The sequence below is a fragment of the Micromonospora tarensis genome (assembly GCF_016803395.1).
Taxonomy (GTDB): domain Bacteria; phylum Actinomycetota; class Actinomycetes; order Mycobacteriales; family Micromonosporaceae; genus Micromonospora; species Micromonospora tarensis.
On sequence record NZ_JAEVHL010000029.1, the window covers coordinates 28,718 to 42,440 of the forward strand.

The 13,723-nt window shown below is 73.3% G+C and carries 13 protein-coding genes and 4 pseudogenes; 13 read left to right on the top strand and 4 right to left on the bottom strand.

Features of this window, described 5'->3' with window-relative positions; genetic code table 11:
• The first annotated feature begins 11 nt into the window (after positions 1–11).
• The gene (locus tag JM949_RS09410) at positions 12–638 is read left to right on the top strand and encodes a hypothetical protein (RefSeq protein ID WP_203148039.1); all 627 of its coding nucleotides are present in this window, start codon (positions 12–14) and stop codon (positions 636–638) included.
• Between the two features lie 40 nt (positions 639–678).
• On the opposite strand, the pseudogene JM949_RS09415 reads toward JM949_RS09410, so the two are convergent.
• Positions 679–1,394: pseudogene (locus tag JM949_RS09415) on the bottom strand (hypothetical protein).
• Between the two features lie 327 nt (positions 1,395–1,721).
• On the opposite strand from JM949_RS09415, the gene JM949_RS09420 reads away from it, so the two are divergent.
• The 4 genes and pseudogenes from JM949_RS09420 (at position 1,722) to JM949_RS09435 (ending at position 4,494) form a co-directional block, all read left to right on the top strand.
• Positions 1,722–2,207: a CarD family transcriptional regulator gene (locus JM949_RS09420; RefSeq protein ID WP_203148040.1), complete on the top strand. Its 486-nt coding sequence runs from the start codon at positions 1,722–1,724 to the stop codon at positions 2,205–2,207.
• A 55-nt stretch (positions 2,208–2,262) separates the two neighbouring features.
• The gene (gene ispD, locus JM949_RS09425) at positions 2,263–2,958 is read left to right on the top strand and encodes a 2-C-methyl-D-erythritol 4-phosphate cytidylyltransferase (RefSeq protein WP_203148041.1); all 696 of its coding nucleotides are present in this window, start codon (positions 2,263–2,265) and stop codon (positions 2,956–2,958) included.
• Positions 2,959–2,974: 16 nt separating this feature from the next.
• Positions 2,975–3,456, top strand: a pseudogene (ispF, locus tag JM949_RS09430) (2-C-methyl-D-erythritol 2,4-cyclodiphosphate synthase).
• 10 nt (positions 3,457–3,466) lie between these two features.
• Positions 3,467–4,494: pseudogene (locus JM949_RS09435) on the top strand (tetratricopeptide repeat protein).
• Here JM949_RS09435 and JM949_RS09440 read toward each other — a convergent pair.
• Positions 4,491–5,687, bottom strand: a complete 1,197-nt coding sequence (locus JM949_RS09440; protein WP_203148042.1) for a homogentisate 1,2-dioxygenase — start codon at positions 5,685–5,687, stop codon at positions 4,491–4,493. The pseudogene JM949_RS09435 and the gene JM949_RS09440 overlap by 4 nt on opposite strands.
• Positions 5,688–5,781: 94 nt before the next feature.
• Between JM949_RS09440 and JM949_RS09445 the strand changes: the two genes are divergently transcribed.
• The 8 genes and pseudogenes from JM949_RS09445 to JM949_RS09480 all read left to right on the top strand — a co-directional run bounded on the left by JM949_RS09445 (position 5,782) and on the right by JM949_RS09480 (position 11,877).
• Positions 5,782–6,651 (top strand): hypothetical protein, encoded by an 870-nt coding sequence (locus JM949_RS09445; protein ID WP_203148043.1) that lies wholly within the window; start codon positions 5,782–5,784, stop codon positions 6,649–6,651.
• Positions 6,648–7,844, top strand: coding sequence for a fumarylacetoacetase (gene fahA / locus JM949_RS09450; protein ID WP_203148044.1), 1,197 nt, complete (start codon positions 6,648–6,650; stop codon positions 7,842–7,844). The genes JM949_RS09445 and fahA overlap by 4 nt, the downstream gene beginning before the upstream one ends.
• A gap of 246 nt (positions 7,845–8,090) precedes the next feature.
• Positions 8,091–8,300: a DUF397 domain-containing protein gene (locus JM949_RS09455; protein ID WP_203148051.1), complete on the top strand. Its 210-nt coding sequence runs from the start codon at positions 8,091–8,093 to the stop codon at positions 8,298–8,300.
• A 144-nt stretch (positions 8,301–8,444) separates the two neighbouring features.
• Positions 8,445–8,925 (top strand): annotated as a pseudogene (locus tag JM949_RS09460) (SRPBCC family protein).
• Positions 8,926–8,990: 65 nt separating this feature from the next.
• The gene (locus tag JM949_RS09465) at positions 8,991–10,238 is read left to right on the top strand and encodes an outer membrane protein assembly factor BamB family protein (RefSeq protein ID WP_203148045.1); all 1,248 of its coding nucleotides are present in this window, start codon (positions 8,991–8,993) and stop codon (positions 10,236–10,238) included.
• Positions 10,239–10,287: 49 nt separating this feature from the next.
• Positions 10,288–10,506 carry a hypothetical protein gene (locus JM949_RS09470; protein WP_203148046.1) on the top strand — a complete coding sequence of 73 codons (219 nt, stop codon included), beginning with the start codon at positions 10,288–10,290 and terminating at the stop codon, positions 10,504–10,506.
• Positions 10,503–10,730, top strand: coding sequence for a hypothetical protein (locus JM949_RS09475; RefSeq protein ID WP_203148047.1), 228 nt, complete (start codon positions 10,503–10,505; stop codon positions 10,728–10,730). Before JM949_RS09470 ends, JM949_RS09475 begins: the two co-directional genes overlap by 4 nt.
• Before the next feature lie 25 nt (positions 10,731–10,755).
• A complete protein-coding gene (locus JM949_RS09480) occupies positions 10,756–11,877 on the top strand; it encodes a hypothetical protein (protein WP_203148048.1) in 1,122 nt (373 codons plus the stop codon).
• Between the two features lie 50 nt (positions 11,878–11,927).
• On the opposite strand, the gene hisC is transcribed toward JM949_RS09480, so the two are convergent.
• Both hisC and JM949_RS09490 read right to left on the bottom strand, forming a co-directional pair.
• On the bottom strand, positions 11,928–13,031 hold the full coding sequence (gene hisC / locus JM949_RS09485) for a histidinol-phosphate transaminase (RefSeq protein ID WP_203148049.1): 1,104 nt from the start codon (positions 13,029–13,031) through the stop codon (positions 11,928–11,930).
• The coding region (locus JM949_RS09490; protein WP_203148050.1) for an RDD family protein at positions 13,028–13,723 on the bottom strand (696 nt) is incomplete at its 5' end. The genes hisC and JM949_RS09490, both read right to left, overlap by 4 nt.

A 13,723-nucleotide genomic window follows, 5' to 3' on the forward strand; every position in this document is an offset into this window, starting at 1 on the left:
ACGCTCGATGGATGGATGTGACGGCGGACGACCGGCTCCGCTCGGTGGTGCTGTACGGCGCCGCGGTGATCGTCCTGGCCGTCGGTGGTTGGTGGTGGCGGGCCGCCGCGCCTGCCCCGACGGCCGGGCCGGTCGCTGCCTCGACGGCCTCGTCGACGGTCAGGCCGAGCGTCAGCACCGAGCTGGACCGCGCCCTGACCGCCGGGGCGCCCGCTGAGCGGCTGAGGATGCAGGTGGACGGCACTGGCGCGATCGTGCGAGCGGAGATCGACCCGGCCACCGGCCAGATCACCGACATCGAGGGCGATCCGAGCTGGCTCTTCTTCCAGGGTGAGCTGCCCGCGTTCCGCGAGACGATCTGGCGCGAGCAGACGACGATCGTCCCGGGGCAGCGTGTCGTCCGGGAGGCGAGCGGCGGTGAACCCCGCCAGGTGTTGCAATACCGCTGCACCAGGCCGGGCACCCTCCTGGTGACGGTTGCCGAGGCCGAACTGGCCGGCCCGTCCGAGATCGACTGCGACGGCATGACCACCAGCGCCCAGGTGCTCGCGCACGGCAGGCCGTTCCGGGTGTCGCTGTCGACGGTCGGGGTGCGCGAGATCGACGTCGAGGCGCAACTCGTCACCCTGCCCCGCTAGCGCCTGTCACCCGCCCTCCCGGCCGACGGAGTGGGTGTGGTCACGCGGCGAGCGCCAGCAGGTCGCCCCGGTAGCTGTCGACCGGCCCCACCTCGGGCAGCACCCGGGTCACGGTGCCGGTGCGGTCGACCAGGAGCGCGGTGGCCGCACCGGGGCGGGCCGGTTGACCCAGGAACGAGCGCAGCCCGCCGGCGGGGTCGGCCAGTGCGCGGGCCTGCCGTTGGCCGGTCGACCCGGCGGGGGCCCGGCTGGTCGCCCGGCCGGAACCGTCCGTCCGCCGGTGACGGTGACCACGGAGACGCCGGCGGGTGCCACGGCCAGGGCGTCGGTGACGGGGTCCGGGCAGAGGCAACCGTCCAGCAGGATGATCACGGCGGGCAGCAGGCCGCGCAGCGGCACCGGCGCCTCGTCCGCGTCGACCAGGTCCAGCGCGGGCAGTGCCCGGCCGGCCAGGCTCGCGGGCGGGGAGTAGGGGACCGGATTCGGGCGGTCGGTGCCACGGTTGGCTCGTGGCCAGGTGACCACGACCAGGCCGGCGAGGGTGGTGAGCACCGCCACCAGTAGGACCAGCAGGGGCAGCCGCAGAGTCGGGTGGCCGCCGGGTAGGTCGGCGGACCGGCGTAGCTCGCGGCGGATCTGGGCGGCCTCGGCGGCGAGCGCGGAGGCGTCGTCGGGGACCACCACCCGGCCCCACTCGGGCGGCAGGCCGGGCAGACCGTCGGCTGGTCCGTGGCCCTCGGCGTCCGGCTTGCCCATCGGACCTCCTGGAAGCGTCTCGAGAGCGGAGTGTGGCTCGGTCTCCAGGGTCCCGCACGGGGGGCTCCTCCCGCTACATCTGGGCGCGGTCCGGCCGACCGGGCTACCATGGGAGGAGCGCATAGCCCTTGATCTCGACTTCCGTTCACCCGTACCGGGCAGTCATTTGCGCGTTACGGAGCGTGTTCGAACCATCGGTTTGACCGCCTGTCAAGCTGAAGCAAGACCTCTCACAGGGCCCCTGAGCTGCGCCAACGGTCAGGACATCGGTGAGACATCGGTGCCTGACCGTGTTACCCTAGACACAGCGAAAGGGGTTTCGAACCTATGGTTTTCAGTGTCGGCGAGACCGTTGTTTACCCCCACCACGGGGCCGCACTCATCGAGGCAATCGAGACTCGGGTCATCAAGGGCGAGCCTAAGAAATACCTCGTCCTGAGGGTCGCGCAGGGTGACCTGACGGTCCGGGTGCCGGCCGAGAACGCCGAGATCGTGGGCGTTCGTGAGGTGGTCGGCGAAGAGGGCCTCGGTAAGGTCTTCGACGTTCTCCGGGCTCCGCACACCGAGGAGCCGACCAACTGGTCGCGGCGTTACAAGGCCAATCTGGAAAAGCTGGCTTCCGGCAACCCGCTGAAGGTCGCCGAGGTCGTGCGTGACCTGTGGCGTCGGGAGCGGGAGCGGGGCCTCTCCGCAGGCGAGAAGCGGATGCTCGCCAAGGCCCGGGACATTCTCGTCGGCGAGGTCGCGCTGGCCGAGAAGAGCACCAAGGATGAGGCGGAGACGCTGCTCGACAAGGTCCTCACCGAGGCCTAGCCGCACAGCATCGTCCTACCCACTTCGTAGCGAAGAAACCACCGAGGACCGCGACGTGACCGCGCAGCTGAATCCGCGCGGTGACGTCGCGGTCCTCGTGCCTGCGGCGGGTGCCGGCGTACGACTCGGTCCGGGTCGTCCCAAGGCGCTGCGGCTACTGGGCGGTGAGCCGCTGCTGGTGCACGCCGTACGTCGGTTGGCCGCAGCGCCTTCGGTGCACACGATCGTGGTGGCCGCGCCGGCCGCCGAGCTGGAGGCCGTCCGCGAGCTGCTGGCCCCGGTCGCACCGGTGACCGTGGTGCGGGGTGGGGCCGAACGGCAGGCGTCGGTGGCCGCCGCCCTGGCGGCGGTGCCCGCCGGCCCGACAATCGTCCTGGTGCACGATGCCGCCCGTGCGCTCACCCCACCTGAGCTGGTGGAATCCGTCGCAGCTGCGGTCCGCGACGGGTGCGACGCGGTGATCCCGGTCCTGCCGGTCGTCGACACGATCAAGGAGGTCGGTGCCGGCGAGGTGGTGCTCGGCACCGTCGACCGTTCCGCGCTGCGCGCGGTGCAGACCCCGCAGGGTTTCCGCCGGGCCGTGCTCAGCGCCGCGCACGCCGCCGCCGGTGACTCCCTCACCGACGACGCCGGGCTCGTCGAGAAGCAGGGCGTCACGGTGAGCTGCGTGCCCGGTTCGGAGTACGCGCTGAAAATCACCCGCCCGTTCGATCTGGCGCTGGCGGAGCATCTGCTCGCCACGGGCGGCTGACGCGTACGCTCTGCTCATGATCGTTCCCAGGGTGGCCATCGGCACCGACGTGCACGCGTTCGAGCCCGGTCGGCCCTGCTGGGTGGCCGGGCTGTTCTGGCCGGACCAGGACGGCCTCGCCGGGCATTCGGACGCCGACGTCGCCGCGCACGCCGCCTGCAACGCGTTGCTCTCCGCCGCCGGTCTCGGTGATCTCGGTTCCGCGTTCGGGGTGGACCAGCCGGAGTGGGCCGGCGCGCCCGGGGTGGCGCTGCTGACCGAGACGCCCGCCGGGTGCGGGCCGCCGGCCTGGCGATCAGCAACGTGTCCGTGCAGGTCATCGGCAACCGCCCGAAGATCGGCCGGCGCCGCGCGGAGGCCCAGCAGGTCCTCTCCGCAGCCGTCGGGGCGCCGGTCACCGTCTCGGCGGCGACCACCGACGGGCTGGGCTTCGCCGGCCGGGAGGAAGGGTTGGCCGGGGTGGCGGTGGCCCTGGTGTACGACGCGCCGGCCGCCTAAGCTCGCCGCGATGTCCACTGACCCCGCCCCCGACCAGTCCGCCGCCGACGGCTACCTTCAGCGGGCCCAGCTCCTCGCCGAGCTCGGCGCCACGACGAGGCGGCCGGGGAACTGGCCTACGGGCTGGCGCTCCGGCCGGATGACGTGGACGCCCGCACCATGCTGGCCCGGGTGCACCTGGCGGCCGGCCGCCCCACCGAGGCGCTCACCGCCGCCGACACCGCCGTGGCCGCCGCCCCGGAGGCACTGCCGCCGCTGGTCGTCCGGGCCATGGCGCTGGCCGATCTGGAGCGTTACCCGGAGTCCGCGGCCACCGCCGACCGGATCCTCGCGCTCGGCCCGACTGACGCGTACGCCCAGCGCAGCGCCGCGGCGATCCTGGCCGACTCGCGTAACGGGCAGCCGGCGCTCAACGCGGCCTGGCGCGGGGTCGAGCTGGCGCCGGAGGAGCCGCAGGCCCATCTCGTGCTCAGCCTGGTCGCCGCCCGCCTGGACCTCTTCGATCTGGCCGAGCGGGCCTACCGGGAGGCGTTGCGGCTCGACCCCCGGGTCGCCGAGGCCGGGCACGACGTGGGTGTCCTGCGACTGGAGCAGCGCCGCTGGTCGGCGGCGTTGGAACACATCGCGGAGGCGGTGACGCTCAGTCCGAGCCGGATCGACTCGCCGCGGACCCTCGCGTACGGGCTGCACCGCCTGGTGCTCTACGGGGCGGCCTGGTCACTGGTGGCGGCGGTGCTTGTCGCGTTCGCGGCCTCGGCGAGTGACGGCTTCTCCCGCGTCCTGGCGGTGCTCGCGGCGCTCACCGGCGGGGTCGTCGTCTGGCAACTCGCGGCCCGGCTGCCGGGGCTGACCCGGACCGTCCTGCCCGCCCTGCTGCACTCGGACCGGGCGATGGCCCTGGCGGTCTACGCAGTGGCCGCCGCGCCGGTGCTGCTGCTGGTGTACGCGGTGGTCGGCTCGCCGTGGCCACTGGTGTTGGCGATCGCGGCCACCGCGGTTGCCGAGTTCGCCGTCTTCAGCAGAACCGCCTTCCGTTAACCGCGACGGGCCCACGTCCAGGCGTACCCCTCGTCCTCGCAGGCGCCGGCGGCGTCGCAGAGATCCAGCGGGCGGAAGGTGTCCACCATGACGGCCAGCTCGTCGAAGTGGTCCGCACCGATGGAACGCTCGGCGGCGCCCGGCTGGGGGCCGTGGGTGAAACCGGACGGGTGCAGGGAGATCGAGCCCTGCTCGATGCCCGAGCCGCGCCGGGCCTCGTAGTTGCCACCGGTGTAGAAGAGCATCTCGTCGGAGTCGACGTTGTGGTGGTTGTACGGCACCGGGATCGCGTCCGGGTGGTAGTCGACCTTGCGGGGCACGAACGAGCAGATGACGAAGTTGGGGCCCTGGAAGGTCTGGTGCACCGGCGGCGGCTGGTGGATGCGGCCGGTGATCGGCTCGAAGTCGTGGATGGAGAACGCCCACGGGTAGAGGTGCCCGTCCCAGCCGACCACGTCGAACGGGTGGTGGGCATAGATGTGACGTGTCCAGGCAGTGCCGCCGCCGCCCGGTCCTGCGGCCCGGGACCGGTGCCGGACCAGCACCTCGACCTCCTCGCCGTCGACGAGCAGCGGAGCGTCGGGGCCGCGGACGTCGCGTTCGCAGTACGGCGAGTGCTCCAGGAACTGGCCGCGTACGGAGAGGTAGCGCTTGGGCGGACCGATGTGCCCGGCCGCCTCGACGGCGAGCAGTCGAACGGGCTGGTCGCCGGTGGGCACCAGGCGGTGGATGGTCGAGGTGGGGATGACGACGTAGTCGCCGGCGACCGCGTCCAGCACGCCGAACGGAGACTCGACCCGCAGGGTGCCCGACTCGACGTAGAGGCAGTGGTCGCCGGTGGCGTCGCGGAACAGCGGTGAGGGTCGGTCGGCGAGGACGTAGGCGATCCGTACGTCGTCGTTGGCGAGCAGGTACTGCCGGCCGAGGATGGGGTCGGAGCCGCCGGTGTCCAGCTTGTGGGTGCGCAGGTGGCGGGGCTTGAGCGGCAGGTTCGGCGCACGGGTGAACGCGGGTGGGGCGTACTCGTCGGCGGCCAGGATCGCGGTGGGCGCGTGCCGGTGGTAGAGCAGCGAGGAGTCGGAGGAGAAGCCCTCCTGACCCATCAGCTCCTCGGCGTAGAGGCTGCCGTCGGGCTGCCGGAACTGGGTGTGGCGCTTGCGTGGCACCTCGCCGACGCTGCGGTAGTACGGCATTTCGCCTCCCGATATGTCCCGTTCACCGGCCGAGCGCGTCCGATAATCGGACGCTGTTGTCCGTTCCTCGTAGCGTCCCGTACATTCTTGTTCCGTGTCAACGCAGGTGCCCGCACTCCTCGACGGTCTGGTGGACGACGCCGCCGTCTTCCCGCCGGGCAGCGCCGCGCTTCCCGACGCGCTCACCGCGCACCGCACCCACCGCACCGCGTGGTACGCCGACCTGGTCGGCCCGCTGCTCCTCCCGGCCTCGACCGTCGCGGCGGGCGAGCTGAGCGGTCTCGTCGACCCGGGCGAGGGCCTGGTGATCGGGCTGATCGGTGACACCGGGCTGCCGAACCTGCCGTTCGCGCTCTCGTTCCTGGCACCGGACGGGGTCACCGCCCGGCAGGTCGAGGTGGCGGTCGCCAAGCGCGGCGAGGACCCGCTGCCCGGCGTCGCCGAGCTGCTGCGGCTGATCGACACGTTGCCGGGCGTCGAGGCCGTCTACGCCGAGCTGCCGCTGACCTTCGGGCTGATGGGAGCGCTGGACGCGCTCGCCGCCGCCCGGGCCGACGGGGTGCCGATCGCGGCCAAGTTCCGCACCGGCGGCCTGGCTGCCGAACTCTTCCCCACCCCGGCCGAGCTGGCCGCGGTGATCTGCGCGTGCCGCGACCGGGACCTGCCGTTCAAGCTCACCGCCGGACTGCACCAGGCGGTCCGACACCTGGACCCGGAGACCGGCTTCACCCACCACGGTTACGCCAACGTGCTGGCCGCGACCCTGGCGGCGGCCGACGGTGCCAGGGTTGGCACGGTCGCCGAACTGCTCACCGTGGTCGACCCGCGTCCCCTGCTGGCGCGCGCCACCGAACGGCTGGACTCGCCCCGCCCACTGTGGGTCGGCTTCGGTTCGTGCAGCATCCTGGAACCACTTACCGATCTGATCCGGCTTGGGCTGGTGAACGGGGGCTACGACGCATGACCTGGGTGACCGGCGCTGACGGTTCGCCGTACGGGGTGACGAACCTGCCGTACGGGGTGTTCCGGCAGAACGGGGGTCGGTCGCGGATCGGCGTACGGATCGGGTCCTGGGTCCTCGACCTCGCCGCGGCGGAGACCGCCGAGCTGGTGCTCGCGGCCGGCACGCTGTGCCGGCCCGTCCTCAACGACTTCATGGCGCTCGGCCGTCCACAGTGGCTGGCGGTGCGGCAGCGGATCACCGAGCTGTTGACCGACCCGGCGCACCGGGCCGCGGTGGAGCCCCTGCTGGTGCCCCTCGACGACGTGGAGCTGCTGCTGCCGATCGAGGTGGCCGACTACGTCGACTTCTACTCGTCCGAGCACCACGCGGCCAACGTCGGGCAGATCTTCCGCCCCGGCCAGCCGGCGCTGCTGCCGAACTGGAAGCACCTGCCGATCGGCTACCACGGGCGGGCCGGCACTGTCGTCGTCTCCGGCACGCCGGTGACCCGGCCGACCGGGCAGCGGGCCGCCGCCGAGGGCCCGGTCACCGGCCCATCGGTACGCCTCGACATCGAGGCCGAGGTCGGCTTCGTGGTGGGCGTGCCCAGCCCGCTGGGCGCGCGGGTGCCCGTCGACGACTTCGCCGACCACGTCTTCGGGGTGGTGCTGGTCAACGACTGGTCGGCCCGGGACATCCAGGCCTGGGAGTACCAGCCCCTCGGCCCGTTCCTCGGCAAGTCCTTCGCCACCTCGGTCTCGGCCTGGGTGACGCCGCTGGACGCCCTCGCCGACGCCTTCGTGCCGGCCCCCGACCAGAATCCGCCGGTGGTCGACTACCTGCGGGACGTGCCGCACCTGGGTCTGGACCTCCGGCTGGCGGTCGAGTGGAACGGCGAGCCGGTCAGCCAGCCACCGTTCGCCACCATGTACTGGACCCCGGCACAGCAGTTGGCGCACCTCACCGTCAACGGCGCGTCGCTGCGTACCGGCGACCTCTACGCCTCCGGCACCGTCTCCGGCCCGGAGCGCGGGCAGGTCGGGTCGTTCCTGGAGCTGACCTGGGGTGGGGCCGAGCCGGTCACGGTGGGCGGCGAGAGCCGCACCTTCCTCGCCGACGGCGACACGGTCACCATCACCGCCACCGCCCCCGGCCCGGACGGCACCACCATCGCCCTCGGCGAGGTCACCGGCACCATTCGCCCGGCTCGCTGAGCCCCGGCTGCCGCGCCGCCCACCGGCTGCCCGGGACGGGCTGAGTCGGGTTACCGCCACCCTCTCCGGAGCGCCCTGACCACCTGGTCATCGCGTCGTCTCATGCACGGGACTCTTGATCGCACAGCGGGTGCGATCAAGCGGCCTGGTTGCGCCGTTGGTCACGCGGATCAAGTCGCCCCGCGCGGGCCGGGCCCCGCCCGGCAGCAGCGGTGGGGCATCCCGACGCACACGGAGGTATTGGCGATGCACGATCTTGCGGGCGCGATCTGGCGCACCAGCAGCCGCTCAAACGATCAGGGGCTCTGCGTGGAAGTGGCGGACAACCTGGTCGACGTCCACGGTCTGGTCGCGATCCGCGACTCCAAGGACCAGGCCGGCCCCACACTCGCGGTCAGCCCGCCGGGGTGGACATCCTTCATCGGCGCGATTCGAGCCGGTCGCTTCGAACGCTGACCGGCGCTCCGGCACCAGTCGACGACGACCGGTGCCGGAGCGACCGCCGCTTCGGAGAGCGTGGCCTCCGGGTGATGGAAATTCCGTCCCGGGGGCCCCGTCCGGCCCTCACTCCGCGTACCGTCGGGGACACGGGAGGGTGCCATGTCGACGGTCGCGGTCAGCGGTTTCATCGAGGCGCACGCTGTCGAGGTCTGGCGCCTGCTGACCGACCTGCCCGGCCGCGCGGCCCGACTGACCGCGGCCGGCCCGATCGAGGTGCTCACTCCAGGCCCGTTCGGGCCGGGCACCTCCTGGCGCGAGGAACGCGCCCAGCCGGGCGGCGGCACGCTGACCGAGGAGTTCCTGGTCGTGGAGGCGCTCGCCCCGCAACGACTGGTGCTCTGTTCCTCCGGCGCGGCGCGGATTACCGGATCACCTGGAGCCTGCGGCCGGTTCGGCGGCGTCGCCGAGGCTGGACGGCTGTCACCATCACGCAGGAGGCGGCGCGACCGCGCCGTACGGCCGGGTGGTGGCGTTGCTGCTCGGCACGCTGGCCGCTCGCGCGGTGGAGGGTGCGCTCCGCCGCGACCTGGCCGATCTGACCCTGGCGGCCACCCCCGGCGCCGACGCGCAGGCCGCCTGAGCGACCGCTTCACCTGCCAGGGGCCCGGACCCCGCCGCTCGGTAGGGTGCCGGGCGGAGGTGTGCATGAGAAGGCCCGTGCGGCGGATCGTGGTGGCGCTCGCGGCGGTGCTCGCCGTCGCGGCGGTCGCCGCCGTGGTCCACCGGGTGCTCGCACCCGCCGAGGTCGAGACGGTGGCGCGGGCGGCGTACCCGGCAGCGCCCGATCCGCCCGTCGGAGTGATCGGCCGGCTGCCGGTGGCGCCGGTCGTCGTCGACGGCCGGCTCCGCGTCTACGCCGGCACCCGGCAGGTGTACGCCGACCGCCCGGTCGACGGTAGGCACCGGGTCACGCCCTTCTGGTCGTACCGCCGCTGGCCGGCGAAGCTCGTCGGCGTGCTCGCCCCGGACGCCACGGTCGTCAGCCGCTGGTCCGACGGGACGCTCGTGGCGCTGGACGCGCGGACCGGACGGGTGGCCTGGCGGGCGGACGGGCCGGAGCCGGGGGAGGTGCCGAAGCCCCGCCGCACCTACGCATCAACGGTCTGGAACCCGGAGGGGCTGTACGTCGCGCGTACCGCCGCCGGTCGCGCGGTGCTCGTCGCCGCCGGTCCCGGCCGGGTCGACGGGTACGACCTGGGCGACGGCCGTCGGCTCTGGCGGGTCGACCGGGAACGGGGCTGCGTGGGCGCGGTGGGCACCACCGGGAGCGGTCAGGTGATGGTGGAGGAGGCCTGCGCCGGCCCGGTCACTGTCGAGTTCCTCGACCCGGTCACCGGCGCGGTACGCACCAGCTGGCGACCGCCTGCTGCCGGGCAGGCGCTCCGTGTCGTGCCGGTCGGCTGCGAGCACTGGCGGTCCGGCTGCCAGGGGGTGCGCACCTTCGTCAGCGGGGACGACGCCGGTCGCGGTTGGCTGGTCGGCCCCGGGGTGCCGGTGCCCGCACCCGCTCTCGACTCCCCGGACACCGAGCTGGACGGCGAACGCGTCGTCGACACTTCGACGGGAGTGGTGACCGGACGGTCGGCGCGCACCGGGAAGGAGCTGTGGCGCCGGCCCGACCTGGGGCCGGTGCGGATCCTCGCCGTCGAACCGGGCCGGGTGCACCTGGTCACCGACCAGCGGGAACTGGTGACCCTCGACCCGGGCACCGGGACCGTCCGGTCCCGTTTCGTCCTCGACATCGGCCGGGACGGGACCGGCTGGCAGCCCGGCCGGGCCTATGCGGCCGACGGCTACCTCGCGGTCGAGCGTGCCCGGCAGGGGGCCAGCCCCGACGATGACGACCAGGAGTACTTCCTGACAGCCGAGACGGTCCTGCTCGTATCGACATAAACCCGCACTTTAGCCGACAAAGCGGACAGAGGCGCATATAGTTCCAGCTGTGCGCTCGCTAGCTGTTTCCCTCGGTCTGGTCCTGGCCGCCTCCGGTAATGCCGCGCCCGTCGAGGCCGCGACGCCGGTCCGTACGGTGCAACTGGCCCTCACCGTGGGGATCGACATCACCGTGCCGGCCTCGGTCAACCTCGGCGCGCCTTCGTCGGCGGCGTGCTGGTCGGGCAGTTGGGCGCGGTGGAGGTGCGCGACCAGCGCGGGCAGGTGAATCCCAACTTGTGGGTCGCCACGGTGAGCGCGACCGCCTTCACCACCGGCGGAGGTGGGGCGCAGCGGACCATCAGCAACGGTCAGGTCTCCTACTGGTCCGGTCCCGTGGTGAGAAGCACCGGCGGGGGCACCCTCGTGCCGGGGCAACCGACCGGCATCACGATCCCGGCCAGCGCGGTCGGGGGAACCTACACGGGGGTGATCACCCATTCGGTGGCATGAGCTCCGTCGCGCCCTCGCCCTGGCGGTGACCCTCGCGGTCGCCGCCGGGGCGCCGGCCGTACCCGGATCGGCCGCGCAGGCGCGGTCGCACCCGACCACCCTGGCTGGCTCGGCGGCGCCGACGCCACAGTCCCCGGACGTGCCCGGAGAGCGGGGGCTCGTTGAAGCGGGCATGCCGGCCGCCGGCGACACCGCGCGGAGGGACGGCTCGGCCCGGCCCCGCCCGTCGACCAGCCCCACTCCCGAGGACGTGCCGGCCGAGGTTGGCGTACGGCTGCTGGACGCCCCGGTCAACCGGCGCGACGACACGCGGGCGCACAAGTACATCGTGGACCACGTCCACCCCGGCACCACGATCCGGCGACGCATGGTGGTGAAGAACGACTCGGAGGTGCGCCGCAGAATCGATGTCTACCCCGCCTCGGCGGAGGTGACCGACAACGGCTTCGAATTCGGGCCCGATCGGAGCGAGAACGAGCTCAGCAGCTGGATCCGGGTCGACGAGACGCAGGTGGTGCTGGGCCCGGACAAGGAGGCGACGATCTGGGTCACCATCCGGGTGCCGGAGAAGGCCGAGGCCGGTGAGCGGTACGCCGTGGTCTGGGCCGAGACGGCCGGCCGCGACGGGCAGACGGTGAAGCAGGTCGCCCGGGCCGGTATCCGCGTCTACCTGTCGGTGGGACCGGGCGGGGAGCCGCCCTCCGGCTTCGAGGTGGATGAACTCACCGGCGGCCGGGACGCGGAGGGCACCCCCTTCGTGACGGCCGAGGTACGCAACACCGGCCAACGCGCCCTCGACCTGGCAGGCGACCTGTGGCTCGCCGACGGGCCGGGAGGACTGTCGGCGGGCCCCGTCCGGGCCGAGGCGAAGACCCTCCCGCTCGACGGCCGGACGACAATCCGGGTCGCGCTGGACCGCCGGCTGCCGGACGGACCCTGGCAGGCGCGGCTCGCCCTGGCCAGCGGATGGACGAAGCGGACCGCCACCGGCTCGGTCACCTTCGGTGCCCGGCCCGCCGTCGCCGATCGGGTCGACCGCTCCGGCCTGGTGCTGACCTCGTCGGCGGCCGGGTCGCTGCTGGTCCTGCTCCTGTTCGCCGCGTACACGTACCGGCGCAGGATGCGGCAGCCCGTACCGGTCGGTTAGCCGTCGGGGTCGGTCCGTAGGGGGTTGACGGACCGACCCCGACGCCCCGATCAGGCGAGAGCGGCCTCGGCCGCCGCGAGGAAGGCGTCGTTCTCGGCAGGCGTGCCGATGGTGACCCGGACGCCGTCCCCGGCGAACGGCCGGACGATCACCCCGCGCGCCTCGCACGCCTTGCCGAATGCCACCGCACGGTCGCCCAGCGGCAGCCAGACGAAGTTGGCCTCGCTCGTCGGCACGTCGGGCACGAACTTGCGCAACGCCTCGGTGACCCGGTCCCGCTCCGCGACAACCAGGGCGCAGCGCCGCTCCATCTCGGTGGCCTGTGCCAGCGCGGCGAGCGCCCCGGCCTGGGCTGCCGCGCTGGCGGAGAACGGCGTCACCACCTTGCGGATGGCCGCGGCCACCGCCGGCTGGGCGACCAGCCAGCCGATCCGCAGCCCGGCGAGCCCCCACGCCTTGGACAGCGTGCGCAGCACCGCCACGTTGGGCCGGTCCAGGTAGTCCAACCCATCCGGCACCTCCGGGTCGGTCACGAACTCCCGGTACGCCTCGTCGATGACCACCAGCACGTCGTCCGGCACCGCGTCGAGGAACCGGTCCAGTTCGGCCCGGCGCAGCGCCGTACCGGTGGGGTTGTTCGGGTTGCAGACCAGGATCACCCGGGTCCGGTCGGTCACGGCCGCGGCCATCGCCGCCAGGTCGTGCCCGTGCCCGGCGTCGTTGGGCACCCGCACGCTGGTCGCGCCGCTGGTCGCCGCGATGATCGGGTACGCCTCGAAGGAGCGCCACGAGTAGAGCACCTCGTCGCCGGGCAGGCAGGTGGCCCGCACCAGGTGCTCGGCCAGCGCCACCGAACCGCAGCCGGTGGCGACCCGGTCCGCGTCCACCCCGTACCGCTGGGCCAGCGCGTCACGCAGCGCGACCACGCCCATGTCCGGGTAGCGGTGGGCGCTGATGGCCGCCTCGGTGACCGCCTCCACCACACCCGGCAGCGGCCCGTACGGAACCTCGTTGCTGGCCAGTTTGATGGCCTCCGGCAGGCCCAGCTCCCGAGCCAGGTCGGCGGGGCTGCGCCCCGGCACGTAGTTGGGTAGTGCGTCCAGGTCGGCGCGGGTCAGCCGCAGCGCCGGCTGGTGACGTCCGGAGTCGGTCATGGGGTGTCTCCCGGGGGCTGGTCGCGGTCGTTCGAGGGGGCGGAATCGGTGCGGTACGGGACCTCGACGACCACCGTCTGCGCGCGCTTGTCGTGCAGTGCCTGACGCAGCGGGTGGTCGAAGAGCGGCGAGAGAGCGTCGACGAGTTGCAGCACCAGGCCGAGGCCGGCGCAGTACCAGAGCAGAGTTGGCAGGCCCAGCGTGCTCCACCGGCTCAACGCCCGGCGGAAGCCCAGCGCCTGGTCGGCGGCGATCGGCACCGCGCGGATCCGCATCAGCCGCTTACCGATGGTCTGCCCGCCGGCGGCCATGCTGGGCACCTCGTACGCCAGCCAGAGCGCGGTGGCGATCAGCAGGATCGCCACCAGGAGGGACCCGGCCTGCTCCCCGGGCATCGGCAGGCCGTCGGCGGAGGTGTCGCCCCGCGCCGCCCGCCGGAAGACCTCCTCCCAGTACGGAGCCCACTCCTGCGCCCAGCGCCAGACGAACCAGCCGTTGACCAGCACGTTCAGGGCGAAGACGAGACCGAAGTCGATCAGCCGGGCGGTGAACCGGCGGCCGTAGCCGGCCAGTCGGAGACCGTGCGGTCGTGGCTCGGGCGGTCGGCCGGGCCAGCCCGGATGACCGGCCGGTGGAGCCCAACCGGGATGGCCGCCCGGCGGGGCCCAGCCCGGCGGAACGTGCCGCGGACC

Bases quoted from the DNA above. Each gene is read 5' to 3' on its own strand.
- hisC (WP_203148049.1), bottom strand. From the start codon at position 13,031: ATGACCGACTCCGGACGTCACCAGCCGGCGCTGCGGCTGACCCGCGCC.
- JM949_RS09455 (WP_203148051.1), top strand. From the start codon at position 8,091: ATGCACGATCTTGCGGGCGCGATCTGGCGCACCAGCAGCCGCTCAAAC.
- fahA (WP_203148044.1), top strand. From the start codon at position 6,648: ATGACCTGGGTGACCGGCGCTGACGGTTCGCCGTACGGGGTGACGAAC.
- JM949_RS09465 (WP_203148045.1), top strand. From the start codon at position 8,991: ATGAGAAGGCCCGTGCGGCGGATCGTGGTGGCGCTCGCGGCGGTGCTC.
- JM949_RS09440 (WP_203148042.1), bottom strand. From the start codon at position 5,687: ATGCCGTACTACCGCAGCGTCGGCGAGGTGCCACGCAAGCGCCACACC.
- JM949_RS09420 (WP_203148040.1), top strand. From the start codon at position 1,722: ATGGTTTTCAGTGTCGGCGAGACCGTTGTTTACCCCCACCACGGGGCC.
- JM949_RS09410 (WP_203148039.1), top strand. From the start codon at position 12: ATGGATGTGACGGCGGACGACCGGCTCCGCTCGGTGGTGCTGTACGGC.